Below are 17069 nucleotides of genomic sequence, written 5' to 3' on the forward strand. Positions count from 1 at the left end.
ACATGACCACCATCACCTGTGTCGAGGATTTCCGCCGTCTGTATCGCCGCCGCGTGCCACGGATGTTCTACGACTATGCCGAAAGCGGATCCTATACCGAATCCACGTTCCGCCGGAACGAAAGCGATCTGGCCGCGATCCGCATCCGGCAGCGCGTCGGCATCGACATCTCGCGGATCGACACGGCGACCACCATGGCCGGCGCTGCGGCCAGGATCCCTGCGGGTTTCGCACCGGTCGGCATGCTGGGCATCCAGAACGCCGCCGGTGAAATCAAGGTGGCGCGCGCCGCCCGCGATTTCGGGGTGCCCTTCACGCTGTCCACCATGTCGGTCTGTTCGATGGAACAGGTCGCCGAGGCCACGGGAACGCCGTTCTGGTTTCAGCTATATGTCGTCAAGGATCGCGGCTTTGTCCGCGACCTGATCCACCGCGCCAGGGCCATCGGCTGTTCGGGGCTGGTGGTGACGATGGATCTGTCGATGCTGGGACAGCGCCACAAGGACATCAGGAACCGGCTGTCGATCCGCCCCGACCTGCGCAACCTTCTGAACATCGCCACCAAACCGCGTTGGGCATGGGACATGGCCCGCACGCCCTATCGCAGCTTTGGCAATGTCGTGGGCCATGCCAAGGGCGTCGAGGATCTGGCCAGCCTGCTGGTCTGGGCGTCCGAAATGGTCGATCCCGCGCTGGATTGGCACGATATCGAATGGATCCGCAAGGAATGGGGCGGCCCGATCATCCTGAAAGGCATCATGGACAGCGAGGATGCCCGCATTGCCGCGGATCTGGGCATCGGAACGATCGTCGTGTCCAATCACGGCGGTCGGCAACTGGACGGGGCGGGCAGCACGATTTCATGGTTGCCACGCATCAGGGATGCCGTCGGTGACCGCTGTGAACTGATGCTGGATTCCGGAATCCGCACCGGCATGGATATCTTCCGCGCCTGCGCCCTGGGGGCATCGGGTGTGCTTTTGGGGCGGGCGATGGTCTATGCGCTTGGCGCCATGGGGCAGCCGGGGGTCGAGCGATTGCTGACGATCCTGGAAAAAGAGCTGCGCACGACCATGGGCCTTGCGGGAAAACACAGCATCGCCACGATCGGCGCGGCGGATCTGGACCGCGACTAGCGTCGGTGCCAGATCCGCCGGCGGCATTGATCTGTGCGGCGCGACCGGGTTCCGGGTCCCTCAGGCGTCGCCGCGCTGTTTCGCGTTCTCGCGGGTCAGCGCCGCAAGGCGATAGAACCCATGCGCCATCTTGGAATAGGGTGTCAGCAGAAAGAAGGTCAGCACCGTCGCCAGATGCAGGGGCAGCAGCCAGCTGACAGCCCCGGATCCGGTCGCGGCATACAGCGCAAGCCCCGTCGCACTGACCGAAAACAGCAGCAGCACGAAGGCCATTTCGCCACCCCATGCCCCGCTTGCGCCCAGTTCGGGATCGGCCTTGGTTTTCAGCCATGCCAGCCCCGCGGTTCCGATACACAGCAGGATGCCGCCGGGAACGCCCAGCAGTTTCGGGATGCTGACAAAGGAATAGGGTGCTTCCAGCCCGAAGACGTAATGCAGCACGGTGCCGCTGGAGGTGGCGGCAAAGCACATCAGAAAGCCGTAAAGAACCGCCTGATGGAAATGGCGCCGGGCGTGGCTGAAGCGGTCCTCGTCCTCGAAATTGCAGCCGTCGCCATGCCCGCCCTTCAGGTTTTTCATCTGGCCGGCCAGCGCAAAAGCCCCGCGCAGATCCGTCCAGCGCAGCCTGCCGCCGCCGACGGTGGTCCAGTAGCCACGCAATGATATCGCGATGGTCAGCAGCGGCAGCAGGAAGGCGGGTGAAAAAATCGCCACCATCAACCCATGCGACAGATAGGCATAAAATCCCTCGCCCGAGGCGGGGCGCATCCCCTGCGCCAGCGCAAAGATCAGTCCGAAGCCCAAAACCAGAAGCCCCGTCATCGCCACGCCGTTGCGGTCGAAAACATGGGCAAAGCGCGCGGGCCAGGCATGGGCCTTCCAGCTGTCCTGACGGACATTCGCCAAAGCCTGCGGCAGGTTCAGGTCGAATTCATGTGGTGCGGTATACTGGCAGGCGTAATAGCAGCCGCGGCAATTATGGCACAGATTGGCCAGCTGCGTGATATCGCCATCGCTGAAGGCGCGTTCGCGATGCAGGGCCGGAAAGACGCTGCAATAGCCTTCGCAGTAACGACAGGCGTTGCAGATTTCCGACTGGCGGCGCGCCTCGGCGATGAAATCAATGTGCATTTGCATGGGCGGCTGCCTCCTTGCCTGCGATGCGTCCGAAGACGGTGCCGATGGTCATGCCGAACCCGGCCAGATAGCCCTGACCCAATATCGACCCGGCCATGGTCTCGCCCGCGGCCCAAAGATTGCTGATCGGCCGGTCGCCGATGCTGCATTGCGCGTTCCGATCCACCTTCAGGCCCAGATAGGTGAAGGTGACACCGGTGCGCAGCGAATAGCCGTAGAAGGGCGCCTGGGTGATCGGGCGGGCCCAGTTGGTCTTGGGCGGGGTCAGGCCGCTGGTTGCGACACCGTCCAGCTCGGTCGGGTGAAAGCCGCTGGTATCGCCGCAGGCGCGGTTGAATTCCTTGACCGTGGCGCGCAGCCGTGCCGGGGGCAGGCCCATCTTTTCCGCCAGTTCTTCCAGCGTGTCTGCCTTGATCGGCGGAAAGACCGAAGGCATGAACAGGTTCAGCGATTTGGCGTCGATGATGACGTGACCGACCTGATCTGGCTGTGCGGCGACCAGACGGCCCCAGATCGCATAGCGTTTGGGCCAGACATCCTCGCCCTCGTCATAGAAGCGTTCGGCATCCCTGTTGACCACGATCGAGAAGGGCACGCAGTCCAGACGTGTGACGATGCCGCCATCGAATTTCGGGGCACGACCGTCGATGGCGACGGCATGGCATTGGGTGGGGTCGCCCACCTGCTGAACCCCCTGATCCAGAAGGTCCGCCAGCACGACGCCACGGTTATAGGGCGTGCCACGGATCAGGAAATTCCTGGCCGCCGGACCCCAGGCCCTGGCCAGCCAGTCAGTATCGGCCTGAAACCCGCCCGAGGCCACGATGACCGATTGCGGCGACAGGCTGTGCTGCGTGTCGCCCGTGGAATAGTCGACGCGGCACACGCGATCACCGTCCAGCGCGACATGCGTCACCTTGGCATCGTAATGCACGACCACGCCCAGCTTTTTCGCTGTCCGATAATAGGCATTCACAAGGCTTTTGCCGCCACCAAGAAAAAAGGCGTTGGTTCGCGCCAATGACAATGTGCCAGACAGCGAGGGCTGAAACCGGACGCCGTGCGATTCCATCCAGGGCAGGCATTCTTCGGAACTGCGGATCGCCAGCCGGGCCAGATCTTCGTCCGTCTTGCCGCCGGTGACCTTCATCAGATCGTCGAAATACTCGTCCTCGCCATAGCTTTCGACCAGGGGTCCAAGCGGGCCCGAATGCATGCAGCGAAAATTGCGGGTGTGGCGCGAATTGCCGCCGCGATATGCCTTGGGCGCGGCTTCAAGAATGACCACCTTCGCGCCTGCCTCGGCCGCCGTGATGGCCGCGCAGAGGGCGGCATTCCCGCCCCCGATCACCACGATATCTGGATCTGTCGCCATCGCCTCCTCCGTTTGGGATGTTCTAGCGGGGGCAGATTGATTTGACTAATTCCGTGTTTTCAGTGATTGATAGGCGATGCGCATCAATTTTGATTTCATCGACCTTCAGGTCTTTCTGGCGGTGCTGGAGACCGGGTCTTTTCATGGCGCGGCACAGCGGTTGTCGCTGTCGCAGCCCTCGGTCACGCGGCGTATCGCGGGGCTGGAGGAAAGCCTTGGCTCGACCCTGTTTGAGCGGACCACCCGCGCGGTGCGGCCCACATTGGCGGCGCGGCGATTGCAGGTCAGCGCCGAGGCGATGCTGGAAACTGCGACGGAAACCACACGCGCGATGCGCGACGAAAGCCAGATCCACGCCTATCAGCGGGCGCAGATCCTGACCATTGCCAGCATTCCCACGGTGCTGCGGCATCTGCTGATCCCGGCGATGCGGACGTTGCAGGCGCGCAGGGCCGGGCTGCGCATCCGCCTGATGGATCTGTCGGCAAGCGGGGTCGCTGATGCGGTGGCCAGTGGCGAGGCCGAGATCGGCGTGACCTCGATGTCGCTTCACGACGCCTCGACCCAGTTCGACAACCTGTTCGCCGATCCCATCGTTCTTGCCCTACCGCAGGGGCATGACCTTGCGGATCGCGGTCATCTGGATTGGGGTGACTTGCGCAATCAGACATTGATCCTGCCCGCCCGCGGCACCGGCAACCGGTTGCTGATCGACGATGCATTGGCCCGCGCCGCCGACCGGGTGCACTGGGTTGTCGAGGCCGGGCGTTCGACGACGATGCTGCGGTTGGTCGAGGACGGGATCGGCATCGGACTGCTGCCGCGTATCGCGTTGCAGAACGACGCGGCGCGTGGCGTGGTCTGGCGACGGATCGGTCAGCCCCAGATCCTGCGCCCGATCGGCCTTCTGTCCCGCACCGCGCAACGGCCGACCGGCGCCTTGGCCGATCTGATCGAGTTGCTGCACGCCGCGGGACGGCAGTTGCGCGATGGCTAGGGCGGGCAGGGCCGCCGTCAGATCAGGTCGTTGCCCTGGTTCGTGCCATGAAAACTGCTGGCACGCAGGGCGCGCACGCGGACGCGCTGCGCGGCCTCGATATGGGCGCGCATGGCAGCCTCGGCGCGCAGGGCGTCGCGGGCCTTGATCGCGTCCAGCACCGCCAGATGTTCCTTGACCGCCATGTCCGCGCGGTCGGATTGGATCAGCGTTGTGCGTCCAAGGATCATCAGCGCCTTGTGCAGCGCCTGAATGGATCGTGTCAGAAACCGGTTCTTCGCCGCATCGACCAGTGCGGCGTGAAATTGCCGGTTCAGGGTGAACGCCTCGGCCGAATTTCCAAGGGCCGCCATCTGCTGGTTCATGTCATACAGCTCCTCGATCTCGATGTCCGAGGCCGCACGAGAGGCCAGCCGCGCCGCGGTGCCTTCCAGAACGGCGCGCATCTCGTACAGCTCCATCACCTCGGCATAGTCGAGGCCGCGGATCGTGGCACCCTGACGGGGAAGATGGGTGACGATACCGTCTGCTTCCAAAAGGCGGATCGCTTCGCGGATGGGGGTGCGCGATACGCCCAGCCGTTCCGCCAGTTCGGTTTCGCGCAGTCTGTCACCGGGTCCCAGCCGTCCTTCGCGCAGGTCCATCAACAGCCGCTGATAGGTGGCATTGCCCTGCGGGGTACTGTCATCGTCGCGGGTCATGGCGTCCTTGGTCCTTGTTGCATCCAAATGGATACAATGGCACACAGTAGGCGTCAAGAATCGCGAGGGGACTGGCATGGGCATGATTCACACCGCTTCACCACTGGCGCGGCGCGGCCTGACCCTTGCGCTGGCGGGGGCTGGGACGGCGCTGTTCTGGCTGCTTGATCTGCCGCTGCCTTTCCTGTTCGGGCCGATGGCCTTTTGCCTGGCCGGTGCGTTGGCGCATCTGCCGCTGAAAGGGTTCGGTCAGATTTCCGTCGCCGCGCGGACCATCCTTGGCGTCGCCGTCGGGGCCTCGATCACGCCCGAGGTGGTGGGCCAGTTGCCGCGCATGGCGCTGTCGGTGGCGCTGGTTCCGGTATTCATCGGGCTGATCGCGCTGGTCGGCGTGCCGTTCTTTCGCAAGCTGTGGCATTTCGACGGGCCGACGGCCTATTACGCGGCGATGCCCGGCGGTCTGCAGGACATGGTGATCTTCGGGACCGAGGCCGGCGGCGACCCGCGTGCCCTGTCGCTGATCCATGCCACGCGGGTTCTGATCATCGTCACGCTGGCCCCGTTCATTCTTGGGCATTTCTATGGCGCGGCACTGACCAACCCGATTGGCGCACCGGTCACCGATCTGCCCCTGCACGAGGTCGCGATCATGGTTCTGGCCGCCTGGATCGGCTGGAAAGGGGGCGAGCGGGTGGGGCTGTTCGGCGCCTCGATCCTGGGACCGATGATCGTGACGGCGGCCCTGTCGCTGGCCGATGTGATCCATTCGCGCCCCCCGGCCGAGGCGATCCTGGCCGCGCAATTCTTCATCGGCTGCGGCATCGGGGTTCATTTCCTGGGCGTGACATGGCGGGAACTGACCCGCGTCGTTGCGGCGGGCGTGGCCTATGTGCTGGTGCTGGCGGTGCTGGCGGCGGGGTTCACCGCGCTTGTGACCGCGCTGGGGCTGGGCGATCCGGTGCCGGCATTCCTGGCCTTCGCACCCGGCGGTCAGGCCGAGATGACCGTGCTGGCCATCGTCACCGGGGCCGATCTGGGTTTCGTCATCACCCATCACCTGACGCGGATCGTGCTGGTGATCGTGGGGGCGCCGCTGATCGCGGGGCTTATGGCGCGTAGACCTGCGGGTTGACCATATTGATCGGCACCCCGTCCGCATAGGCGTTCACCTGCTGGAAGATGTCGGTGAACTGCCTGTCCAGCTCGTCCTCGGTGACAAAGCCGATATGTGGCGTGGCCAGCAGGCCTGGGTGCGATAACAGCGGGTCGGACGCATCGGTCAGCGGTTCGTGATCAAAGACATCGACCGCCGCCATGCCGGGACGGCCCGCATTCAGCGCGGCCAGCAATGCCCCCGGCGCGATCAATTCCGCGCGGGCGGTGTTCACCAGCAGCGAGCGCGGCGACATCTGGGCCAGATCATCGGCGCTGATCGTTGCGCGGGTTTGCGCAGTCAACCGTTTATGCAACGAGACGATATCGCATTCGGCAAAAAAGGCCCGGCGGCTGACAGCAACGGTTTCGCCATCGGCAAGGGCACGGGCGCGGCCTGCCTCGGATGCCCACCAGATCACGCGCATCCCAAGGGCGCGGGCATGGCCCGCCACCACCCGCCCGATCCGGCCATAGCCGTAAAGCCCCAGCTTTCGTCCGCGCAGCGAACGGCCGACACCCATCTGCCAGTTCCCGGACTTGGCGCTGGCAATCTGTTGGGGCAGCTGGCGCATCGCCGCCAGCATCAAGGTCAGCGTCAGTTCTGCCGCGGCATGATTGGCGCCGTCGCCGCCGCTGTGCGAACACAGCAACACACCGTGATCGCTGCAGGCCGCCACATCGACATGCGGAAAGGCCCCGCGCTGGGACACCAGCCGCAGGGCGGGCAGGTGCCGCAACAGATCGCGCGTCACCTTCGTGCGTTCGCGAAACAGGACAAGGCACTCGGCATCCGACAGCCTTTGCACAAGTGTCGCCATATCCGGGGCGTGATCGGTCCAGACAGTCACCTGATGCCGATGCAGCAGGTCAAAGCAGGGCAGCCTGCGCAACGTGTCGAACCAGTCGTCAAGGATATGGACCCGCATCGCGCCTATCCCTGCCCGGACAGCGCCTTGATCGCGCGGCTGACGCGGTCATGAAGCTCGACCAGGGCACGTTTGTCGGGGTCGTTGTCTGCGATGCGCTGCGACAGGTCATTGCGAACCTCTTCCAGTTCGCGGCAGGCCCGTTTCAGTTTCTCGTAATCGCTCATGTTGGTGCCATCAATGCGACAGCAGGACGGGGATACGGGTTCTGGACAGAACCTCGGAGGTCACGCCGCCCAGAAAATCCTCGCGGAATTTGGAATGTTCGAACGCGCCCAGCACCAGAAGCGACGGGTCATGCCGTTCGCACCAAGTCAGCAGCGTTTCCGCGACGGGGTGGCTGCTGGGCCATTCCTGGTGGCTGGCCTCGACACCGTGGCGGGCCAGATGGGTCATCAGGTCGTCGATCGGCCAGGCGTTGCGCGGGCCGACGGTCAGAACACTGACCTGACCGTCCTCTTCCAGCAGGCGCAGACTGTCCGACAAGGCGCGTGCCGCGGCGCGACCCCCATCCCAGGCCAGTGCGGCGTGGTTGTGCCGGGCGGCAGCGTCATGGCCGGCAGGCACGACGATCACCGGGCGACCGGACATCAGCGCGATCCGGTCGGGATGGACCGTGACATGTTCGTCATCCTCGTCGGAATGGGTGCCCACGATCAGCATGTCGTAATGGCGCGCGGCCTCGGACAGGACCTTGTCCACACGGCCGGTGATTTCGGTCAGTGGCACATCCTGATCCAGGTCCAGCGCCGCGCGTTCCTGGGCGAAAGCCGCCTTGATCGCCTCGACGACGCTGTTGTTGGCGCTTGTCAGAAGTTTGCGCACATCATTCGGGATCCAGCGGGATCGGCGGTCGATGACCTCGTGTCCGCTATGGGCCAGAATGGCCGTGACATGCGCGCCGTGCCGCCGCGCCATCGAGGCGGCATAGCGCAGCGCGGCCCGCGACCCGTCGGACCCGTTGAACGCCACAAGCAGGTTCATCATCGGCATGTCAGTGACCCTTCCAGACGTCGGACGGGACATAGACCTTGCCATCCGCCAGCTTGCGCGCGGTCCGCAAAAGACCTGCCGAATTCAGCGTGAAATGGTTGTTCATCTGGAAATCCAGCAGAACCTCGATCGTGCCCGAGGCGTGTTCCAGAACCACATTGGCCGGGCTTTCCGTCGGGCGCTGCAAAAGACCGTCGGCCACGGTTCCGGGGGTGAGCGCGCAAGAGGCAAGGCATTGCGACCCGGTCACCGCCATCGAAGGATGCGTGGTCCAGGGCATGAAATAGCGGGTCGCGATGGTGCCGCCGTTCCGCGCCGGGGCCAGAAGGCCGAATTTTGGCGTGACCGATTTCGACACGTCCCCCATGCCCATCGCCCGTCCGGCGCTGATACGGATCGATTCCATACGGGCGAAGAAATCGGCATTGGCGTCCAGTTCGGCAACGGTTTCATGGCCGGTCAGGCCGAAATCCTCGGCCCGCGCGATGACCATGGGCATGGCCACATCCATGCAGGTGACCTCGATCCCGTCGAAACGGTCGCGCAGATGTCCCGTCGGCAGAAACGCCCCGGTCGAGGATCCGACGACCCCCATGAAGTTCAGCGCGATCGGCGCGGCCGTGCCCGGCACCCCCGCAATCGCGACCGCGCCGTCATAGCGCGTCGCCCCGTCGGGCGTCTGGACGCGGGCCAGCACCCGTGCACCGGTGTTGACGGCACGGATCCGGACTTCGGTTTCCGTGCCGGTCGGCGCGACCAGCCCCATCTCGATCGCGGCGGGACCGACGCCCGACAGGATGTTGCCGCAGGTCGGCTTGAAATCGACCAGCCGATCCTGGACCGAGACCTGGGCGAAGAAATAATCCACATCTGCCCAGTCATCCTCTGACGGCGACAGCATCGCCACCTTGGTGGTCACGGCGACACCACCGCCGATCCCGTCGATATTGAGCGGATGCCCCGAGCCAAGCGCGGCCAGCAGCACCTGCGCCAGCATCTCTTGATCCTGCGGCAGGTCGGCGCGGTTGAAATAGGGCCCGCGCGATGTGCCGCCACGCATGAAGACGAAGGGAATGCCTGTCTGTGTCATGTCAAAGCCTTTCTTGGTGACGTGTGGCGGGTCATTTCAACGGCCAGGGCAGATCCACGGCGTCCTGCAGCAGCCCCGGCGGGAAATCGCGGTTCAGCGCACCGGCCATCACGCACATCAGCGCGATGCCGCAGGCCGTCAGGATCGCGGTCTTGGGCCAGCCCGCCTGGGCGCGGACCCGCAGGAAGGCGATGAGGAAACCGAACAGCGCAAGGATGAAGCCAACCACATAGGTCGCCGCGATCAGCGCTCCGAACCAGGCCAGCGTGCCCCACAGCCCATAGGGCGCGTCGGCATCCTCGCCCGCCAGTTCCTTGTCGGCAAAGACGGCATCGGTTTCCGGTCGCAGGATCATCTGCACCAGCAGGATCAGCAGCGCGATCAGGGTGATCGCGCCAATGACCAACGGCACGATCTTGTCGGTCAGGTTATAGTCGGGGATCATGTTGGCGTTGATCAGAGCCGTGACGACATAGGCCATGATCACCATCAGAAAGACGATCGGCGCACGTTTTGACCCCGATTGCACCTCTCCCTCGGCCATGATCGACTTGGCCTGACGCAGGCCCAGCACGACCGACACCACGGTCACGATCAGCAACACGATCACGATGGGCGAGAACAGATAGCTGATCCCCGCGTCGAAGGAGTCGCGAAACCGGAAGGACGCGATCTGGAACGCCTGGTTCGAGAATTTCTCGACCGGGTTCGACAGCACGAAACCGATCAGGAACGCCGGGCGCGACCAGTCGAACCGGCGCAGGAAGATGCCGATCAGACCGATGGCGAACAGCGCCAGGATATCCTCGAAATTCTGGCCCGACTGGAACGCCGCAAAGCTGATCAGCATGAACAGGAACGGTGCCAGATAGGTGAAGCGGATCGTCGTCAGCCGCGCGATCCCGCCCGAGGCCGCGATGCACAGAAGCGTGCCGACGACATTGGCCAGAGCCAACAGCCAGACGATGGAATAGGTGATGTCCAGATTGTCGCGCAGCATCGAGGGGCCGACCTCGATATCGCCTGATCCCAGCAGGGCGATGGCCCCGATGAAGATCGCCATCGATCCCGAACCGGGAATGCCGAACAGCAGCGTGGGGACCAGCCCGCCGCCCTCCTTGGCGTTGTTCGAGCTTTCAGGCCCGATTACGCCGCGAATCTCGCCCTTGCCGAAATTCGACTTGTCCTTGGTGGTCTGGACGGCATGGCCATAGGCGATCCAGTCCACGACCGATCCACCCAGACCGGGGATCACGCCGACAAGCACCCCGATCAGCGAACAGCGGATCGACAGCCATTTGTTCGCAACCCAGTCACGCACGCCTTCGCCCCAGCCCGCGCCCAGCTTGGCATCCTTGGCGATGGACCGGTCCTGCCGCAGCAGCGACACGATTTCCGGCACTGCAAAGATGCCCAGACCCACGATCACCAGTTGCAGCCCGTCGGTCAGATAGGGAATGTCATAGGTGGCCATGCGCAGGCTGCCGCCGGCATCCGCCTCGCCAATGGTGCCGATCAGCATGCCCAGCCCGGCCGCCGCCAGCCCCTTCAACGCCACGCGCCCCGCCAGAACCGCGACCATCGACAGCCCAAGAACCGAGATCATCAGCATCTCGGGCAACCCGAATGCCAGAACCAGCGGTCGTGCCACCACGATGAACAGCGTCAGGAACAGCGCCCCGACCAGCCCGCCGAACAGCGACGAGGTAAAGGCCGCCGACAGCGCCCGCGCCGCCTGACCACGCTTGGCCAGCGGAAAGCCGTCCAGCACCGTCGCCTGCGAGGCCGAAGACCCCGGAATGCCCATCAGCACCGACGCGAAGGTATCCGAGGTCGGCACGACCGCGACCATCCCCACCATCAGCGCCAGCCCCAGAACCGGGTCCAAGCCGAACATGAAGGGCAACAGCAGCGACAGGCCCGCGATCCCGCCCAGCCCCGGAAAGACGCCGACGGCCAGGCCCATGACAACCCCAAGCACCAGATAGCCCAGAACAACGGGTTGCAGAATAAGCGCCCATGCCTCGCCAAGGGCGGGCAGGGCGGTTGCGAAGAGTTCCATCGCACCCACCTTGGATTTTTCGGAAAAGGTAAAATGAGGCCCCGGTCCGATGCCGGGGCCGTCAGGTGGCGTCGCTTATTTCAGCGAGACGCCATAGGCTTCCTGCAGCCAGTTCTGGACATAAGCCTTGGCCTCGTCCGATACGGTCGTGCCTTCCTTGGTGGCACGTTCCGCACCCGCGCCGACAAAGACCGGATATTCGCCGACCTGCTGGGTCGCGCGTTCCGCGAAATCGGGGCGGTTGCGGATGGCATCGAAAGCGTCCGAATAGGTCTGGGCCACGTCATCGGGCGTGCCTGCGGGCAGGAAGGCGATCTTCTGGACCGGGAAGCCTGCGATGAAGAAGGCTTTCCACGCATCCCATGCCTCGCCTTCGGTTTCGCAACCATCGGTGGCCTGGCAGACCTCCTTGAAGGTCGGAATGTCGGGGAAGGTCGGGTCGCGAACGATATTGCCGTCCTCGTCCAGCGCGCCCCAGGTCATCATCGGCACGGCCTTGCCCTGTGCGACCAGATCGGCCGAGGCGCCCAGATAGGCAGATGAGGTCTGGTAGTCGATCGTGGCCTCGCCGCGTTCGAACATCAGGCGGCCATCGCCGCGTCCCTTGATCCCGAAGACCGGTTCGACATTCATGCCCAGCATTTCCCAGGCCAGCAGCGGCACCAGGTCAAGCCGCGTCGCCCCCTGCGATCCGTAGATGAAATTGGTACCCTTCAGCCCGTTGGCCGAACCGTCGAATTTCTCGCCATCGGTGGGGTTCAGATATGCCACGCCGCCGGTGCCCGATGCCATGACCGGCACCCAGTCGCTGTATTCATAGCGCACCCGCGGATCGCCCAGCAGATAGGGGAACTGGGTCGAACCCGAGGTGCCGAAAAGCAGCGTGCCTTCCTCGTGTTCCTGTTCTTGGAACCAGTTGGCCCCCTTGGTCGAACCGGCGCCGGGCATGAATTTGACCACGACGGTCGGATTGCCGGGCAGTTCCTCGGACAGAAGCGGGGCAAAGAAGTTGGCCCATTTCGCCGAACCGCCGGTTTCCGAGAAGGGGATGACCCATTCGATCGTCTTGCCGGACAGGTCGACCTCTGCCATGGCCGGGGCTGCGATCAGGGTGGCTGCCGCAACCGAGGCTGCGAGTTGCTTGATGGTCATTGGTATCCTCCCGTAGACCTGTTCGCGTCCGGTATGTCCGGTCGCCATGTTTTTTCTTGCAAGGGAAGTGATTCCCTCCTCCAACATCGGCAGCATGCCGTCCGAACCTTGCGCGAAACTTGCGCAACATGACAAAGAAGTAATCATGCGCATCGCCGTCATCGAAGATAACGAGGCCCTGGCCCATGGCATTGCCTCCCGGCTCAGGGATCGCGGCCATGCGGTGGATCTGTTGCATGACGGGGCGGATGCCGATGCGTTCCTGTCACAAGAGGGTGCCGATATCGTCGTTCTGGATATCAACCTGCCGGGGATGGACGGGCTGGGCGTGTTGCGGGCGCTGCGCCGTCGCGGGGACAGCACGCCGGTGATACTGCTGACCGCACGTTCCGAAACCGCCGAGCGGGTGACAGGGCTGGATGCCGGCGCGGACGACTATCTGACCAAGCCGTTCGAAATGGATGAGTTGGAGGCAAGGCTGCGGGCCATGGCCCGTCGCAAGAACCTTGAATTTGCTGCGCGCGACAGCCTGGGCGCGCTGATCTTCGACCGCACCAGCCGGCAGTTGCTGAACCAGGAACAGCCGCTGGACATTCCGCGCAAGGAAATCGCGACGCTGGAATGCCTGCTGGAACGGCGCGGGCGGATCGTGTCCAAGACGCAGCTGATCACCCATGTCTACGGAACCGGGTCGGATGCCGAGGACAGCGCGATCGAGCCGCATGTCTCGCGGCTGCGCAAACGGCTGGAACCCTATGGGATCCGCATCAAGACGGCGCGTGGCCTTGGCTACATGCTCGAGGTCGATGGCGCATGAAGGCGATGTCGCTGCGTCTGCGGCTTATCCTTGTGATCCTGCCGCCGCTTCTGGTCGTGTCGGTGCTGCTGGGCATCTGGCGGATCGACGTGGCGCAGCGAACTACCGAGGAACTGTTCGACCGCAGCCTGCTGGCGGCCGGGCTGGCGATTGCCCGCGATGTGGCGATTTCGGAAGGTGATGCGTTGTCGCCCAGCACGCGGCGGTTCATCTCTGACGCCGGAGGGGGCGAGGTGTTCTATCACGTCACCGGGCCGGGGGGCATCTATGTCACGGGATACGCCTATCCGCCGCGCCCGGATCGTCGGTTGCCGCGCGACATTCCCAATTACTACATGGCCGATTACCGGGGCGAGCCAATGCGCGTGCTGCGGATGTTCGAAACCCGCACCATCGACAACCTGACCGGCGAGACGGTCGTGACCATCTGGCAGCGCGTCAGCGACAGGCAGGCGTTTGCGCGCGATCTGGCCTTGCGGGCGGCGGCGCTGATCGGCGGGCTGATGATCGCGCTGGCACTGGTGATCTGGTTCGGGGTCAATCTTGGTCTGAGGCCGCTGAACGATCTGCAACAGGCCATCCGCCAACGCTCGCCCGATGATCTGGCCAGCATTCGCCGCCCGGTCCCCAAAGAGGTGCGCGGGGTGGTCTTCACGCTGAACCGGCTTCTGGGGCAGGTCAGGGACAGCATCGCCGCGCATCAGGCGTTCATTTCGGATGCCGCGCATCAATTGCGCAACCCGGCCTCGGCGCTGCTGGCCCTGGCCGAAACCTTGCCCGATGTCAGTGACCCCGATCAACGCAGGCGGCACGAAGCAGAGTTGATCCAGGCGGCCCGTGCCTCGGCCCGTCTGGCGGAACAGCTGCTGTCGCTGGAACGGCTGCGCTATGACAGGAACAAGCCGCCCGAACGGTTCGACCTGAACCCGCGGATCGAACAGATCTGCCGCAGGATCGGCCCTGTCGCGCTTGCGCGTGATCTGGATTTTTCCATGTCCACGGTCGATCAACCGCTGATCGTGACGGGGGATGCCGTGCTGATCGGCGAGGCGATCACCAATCTTGTCGAAAATGCGCTGCGTCATGGCGGGTCCGACATGACCGCCATATCGGTCCGTGCATCCGTGCAGGACGATGCCGCAGTCATAGAGGTGCAGGATGACGGCATCGGCATTCCCCCCGAGCTGGTGGAAACCGCGTTCCGACGTTTTTCCCAGCTGCGCAATGGTGAAGGCTCGGGGCTGGGCCTCGCCATCGTCGAACAGGTCGCACGGAAACATGGCGGCATGGTCCGCATGGTGCCGACCGGGCAGGGAACCTGCATGCGCCTGACCTTTCCGCTGGCCCAAGTCCACTGAACCCGCGCCCGTCGGTGGGACAGGGCTAGTAATAGTGTAACATTTTTTGCGACCCCCCTCTTGCGACAGGTTGGCGGCGGGCGTAATTAGTGTAACGATATAACATTTAGAGGATGCCATGCCAGATACACGCCCCGCTGGCGACCAGCGCCTTCCCGTGACTGTCCTGTCCGGCTTTCTGGGCGCGGGCAAGACGACGCTGCTGAACCATGTGCTGAACAACCGCGACGGTCGCCGCGTCGCGGTCATCGTCAATGATATGTCCGAGGTGAATATCGACGCCGATCTGGTTCGCGAGGGGACCGAACTGTCGCGTTCCGACGAAAAGCTCGTCGAGATGACCAATGGCTGCATCTGCTGCACCCTGCGCGACGACCTGCTGGTCGAGGTCGGTCGCCTGGCCCGCGAAGGGCGTTTTGACTATCTGCTGATCGAATCGACCGGTATCGCCGAACCATTGCCGGTCGCCGCCACATTCGATTTCCGCGACGAGAACGGCGACAGCCTGTCCGATGTCGCGCGGTTGGACACGATGGTCACCGTGGTCGATGCCGTGAACCTGACGCAGGATTTTTCCAGCCACGACTTCATTGCCGATCGCGGCGAGTCGCTTGGCGAGGAAGACGAGCGCACATTGGTCGACCTGCTGACCGATCAGATGGAATTCGCCGATGTGATTGTGCTGAACAAGGCGACCGAGGCCGGGGCCGTACGGCTGGATCAGGCCCGCAAGATCGTCCGCGCGCTGAACCCCGATGCCCGGCTGATCGAGACCGATTTCAGCCGTGTGTCGGGCGATGCGATCTTCGACACCGGCCTGTTCGATTTCGACAAGGCGCATATGCACCCGATGTGGGCCAAAGAGCTTTACGGCTTTCAGGAACATATCCCTGAAACCGAAGAATACGGCATCTCGTCCTTCGTCTACCGGGCGCGCAAACCTTTCCATCCGCAAAAGATCCATGCGGTTCTGAACGGTGATCTTCCCGGCGTCATCCGCGCCAAGGGCCACTTGTGGATCGCCAGCCGCCCGAACTGGGCGGTCGAATTCAGCCTTGCCGGGGCGATTTCGACCGTGAAGCCGCTTGGCGGATGGTGGGCTTCGGTCCCGCAGGATCGCTGGCCGGATCATCCGCAGGCGATGGAGGAACTGGAAAAGAACTGGGTCGAACCCTGGGGGGACCGCCGTCAGGAGTTGGTCTTCATCGGCGCCGGAATGGACCCGGCTGCGATCACGGCCGCGCTGGACGCGGCATTGGTCGATGCGTTGGACTTCACCCCGCAGGTCTGGGCGCAGTTGCCTGACCCGTTCCCCCAGTGGGGCCATCGCAACGTCGCATAGATCCGGCGCGTCTTGCCGACCGATCAATCCTGCCGTTTCCTGATCGGTCGGCTATCCGAAACAGATTTTACGAGGGACGTCTTGGCCGCCCGAAATCTTGCCACATCCCTGAAATGCCGCAACAATATCCGTCCGATGGACCGGTATGACCGCCTGCCGCCGGAACTGCGCCGCTGGATCACGACCGCCGCCCTGCCGTGGAGCGCAAGTTCGGTCCTGCGGCTATGGTCGCGGTTGCATCGCGAGACCGGCGGCGATGTCGCGGCCATGACCGCCGGTCTGGATCAGGCAGAGCGCCGGATGCTGGACCGTGACAGGAAAGCGATCTGGGGGGCGGATTATCCGAATGCAGCCACGGGGACGGGGCGGGCGGTCACCGCCCGGAACAGGCTGGCATCGTTTGCCGAGTGATCGGCACCGACCTGCCCACGCCCCTGCATGGTTGAGGCGGTCAACGGCCTGTTTCCGCGCCGCGATGATCAGATGACCGCCAAATACTCGGCCGAGACATAGCCCGACACCCGCGGCGTGTCGGCCAGATAGACCCGGCACCATGTTCTGCCCTCGACCGGGGCACAGGTCTGGCGGACCAGACGCGTGCCATCGGGAAGGCCCATGATCACCTCATGGTCCAGACCAGGGCCTGTGCGCAGCTTCAACAGGTCGTCCGGCCCCGCGCCCTTGACCATCACCCGTCCGTCCGGCGCGACGCCGCAGGCTGCGACAAGAAGAAAGCCCAGAAGGGGCGCGAGTTTGGCTTTGCTCATATTCGATCCTCGTTCGTGTCTTGTTTTGCGGCTTGCGCGTTCTGCGGCGCATGTCATTGAA

General features: G+C 64.0%; 17 protein-coding genes. 7 read left to right on the forward strand and 10 right to left on the reverse strand.

Going from position 1 to position 17069, the window contains the following annotated elements; all coding sequences use genetic code 11:
* Window positions 1-2 precede the first annotated feature (2 nt).
* A complete protein-coding gene (locus BMX67_RS06855) occupies window positions 3-1136 on the forward strand; it encodes an alpha-hydroxy acid oxidase (RefSeq protein WP_090733591.1) in 1134 nt (377 codons plus the stop codon).
* Between the two features lie 60 nt (window positions 1137-1196).
* On the opposite strand, the gene tcuB is transcribed toward BMX67_RS06855, so the two are convergent.
* Window positions 1197-2273: a tricarballylate utilization 4Fe-4S protein TcuB gene (gene tcuB / locus BMX67_RS06860; RefSeq protein ID WP_342707907.1), complete on the reverse strand. Its 1077-nt coding sequence runs from the start codon at window positions 2271-2273 to the stop codon at window positions 1197-1199.
* Window positions 2257-3648 carry an FAD-dependent tricarballylate dehydrogenase TcuA gene (gene tcuA / locus BMX67_RS06865; protein ID WP_090733594.1) on the reverse strand — a complete coding sequence of 464 codons (1392 nt, stop codon included), beginning with the start codon at window positions 3646-3648 and terminating at the stop codon, window positions 2257-2259. Before tcuA ends, tcuB begins: the two co-directional genes overlap by 17 nt.
* Before the next feature lie 76 nt (window positions 3649-3724).
* Here tcuA and BMX67_RS06870 point away from each other — a divergent pair, with 76 nt between their 5' ends.
* On the forward strand, window positions 3725-4645 hold the full coding sequence (locus BMX67_RS06870; RefSeq protein WP_090733595.1) for a LysR family transcriptional regulator: 921 nt from the start codon (window positions 3725-3727) through the stop codon (window positions 4643-4645).
* 17 nt (window positions 4646-4662) lie between these two features.
* Here BMX67_RS06870 and BMX67_RS06875 read toward each other — a convergent pair whose 3' ends face one another.
* Complete coding sequence (locus BMX67_RS06875) at window positions 4663-5346, reverse strand: GntR family transcriptional regulator (protein ID WP_090733597.1); 684 nt, start codon at window positions 5344-5346, stop codon at window positions 4663-4665.
* Between the two features lie 82 nt (window positions 5347-5428).
* Here BMX67_RS06875 and BMX67_RS06880 point away from each other — a divergent pair, with 82 nt between their 5' ends.
* Entirely contained in the window at window positions 5429-6478 is a 1050-nt protein-coding gene (locus BMX67_RS06880; protein WP_090734019.1) for an AbrB family transcriptional regulator, read from the forward strand.
* Here the strand turns inward: BMX67_RS06880 and BMX67_RS06885 are convergent.
* From BMX67_RS06885 to BMX67_RS06905, 6 genes are all read right to left on the reverse strand, one after another.
* Window positions 6453-7427: a D-2-hydroxyacid dehydrogenase family protein gene (locus BMX67_RS06885; protein WP_090733599.1), complete on the reverse strand. Its 975-nt coding sequence runs from the start codon at window positions 7425-7427 to the stop codon at window positions 6453-6455. The genes BMX67_RS06880 and BMX67_RS06885 overlap by 26 nt on opposite strands.
* Before the next feature lie 5 nt (window positions 7428-7432).
* Window positions 7433-7594 carry a hypothetical protein gene (locus BMX67_RS19540; protein WP_175479837.1) on the reverse strand — a complete coding sequence of 54 codons (162 nt, stop codon included), beginning with the start codon at window positions 7592-7594 and terminating at the stop codon, window positions 7433-7435.
* 10 nt (window positions 7595-7604) lie between these two features.
* Window positions 7605-8420 (reverse strand): universal stress protein, encoded by an 816-nt coding sequence (locus BMX67_RS06890; RefSeq protein WP_090733600.1) that lies wholly within the window; start codon window positions 8418-8420, stop codon window positions 7605-7607.
* A 1-nt stretch (window position 8421) separates the two neighbouring features.
* Complete coding sequence (locus BMX67_RS06895; RefSeq protein WP_090733602.1) at window positions 8422-9510, reverse strand: 4-oxalomesaconate tautomerase; 1089 nt, start codon at window positions 9508-9510, stop codon at window positions 8422-8424.
* 31 nt (window positions 9511-9541) lie between these two features.
* Window positions 9542-11572 carry a tripartite tricarboxylate transporter permease gene (locus BMX67_RS06900; RefSeq protein WP_090733603.1) on the reverse strand — a complete coding sequence of 677 codons (2031 nt, stop codon included), beginning with the start codon at window positions 11570-11572 and terminating at the stop codon, window positions 9542-9544.
* Window positions 11573-11647: 75 nt separating this feature from the next.
* Window positions 11648-12724, reverse strand: coding sequence for a type 2 periplasmic-binding domain-containing protein (locus BMX67_RS06905; RefSeq protein WP_090733605.1), 1077 nt, complete (start codon window positions 12722-12724; stop codon window positions 11648-11650).
* 145 nt (window positions 12725-12869) lie between these two features.
* On the opposite strand from BMX67_RS06905, the gene BMX67_RS06910 reads away from it, so the two are divergent.
* The 4 genes from BMX67_RS06910 to BMX67_RS06925 all read left to right on the forward strand — a co-directional run bounded on the left by BMX67_RS06910 (window position 12870) and on the right by BMX67_RS06925 (window position 16652).
* The gene (locus BMX67_RS06910; RefSeq protein WP_090733607.1) at window positions 12870-13541 is read left to right on the forward strand and encodes a response regulator transcription factor; all 672 of its coding nucleotides are present in this window, start codon (window positions 12870-12872) and stop codon (window positions 13539-13541) included.
* Window positions 13538-14899 (forward strand): sensor histidine kinase, encoded by a 1362-nt coding sequence (locus BMX67_RS06915; protein WP_090733609.1) that lies wholly within the window; start codon window positions 13538-13540, stop codon window positions 14897-14899. Before BMX67_RS06910 ends, BMX67_RS06915 begins: the two co-directional genes overlap by 4 nt.
* Window positions 14900-15017: 118 nt before the next feature.
* On the forward strand, window positions 15018-16241 hold the full coding sequence (gene zigA, locus BMX67_RS06920; RefSeq protein ID WP_090733610.1) for a zinc metallochaperone GTPase ZigA: 1224 nt from the start codon (window positions 15018-15020) through the stop codon (window positions 16239-16241).
* Window positions 16242-16322: 81 nt separating this feature from the next.
* Window positions 16323-16652 (forward strand): DUF6525 family protein, encoded by a 330-nt coding sequence (locus BMX67_RS06925; protein ID WP_281249161.1) that lies wholly within the window; start codon window positions 16323-16325, stop codon window positions 16650-16652.
* A 68-nt stretch (window positions 16653-16720) separates the two neighbouring features.
* Here the strand turns inward: BMX67_RS06925 and BMX67_RS06930 are convergent, their stop codons facing one another.
* Window positions 16721-17008, reverse strand: a complete 288-nt coding sequence (locus BMX67_RS06930) for an SH3 domain-containing protein (protein WP_090733612.1) — start codon at window positions 17006-17008, stop codon at window positions 16721-16723.
* Window positions 17009-17069 lie beyond the last annotated feature (61 nt).

It is taken from the genome of Paracoccus homiensis (assembly GCF_900111675.1).
Taxonomy (GTDB): Bacteria; Pseudomonadota; Alphaproteobacteria; order Rhodobacterales; family Rhodobacteraceae; genus Paracoccus; species Paracoccus homiensis.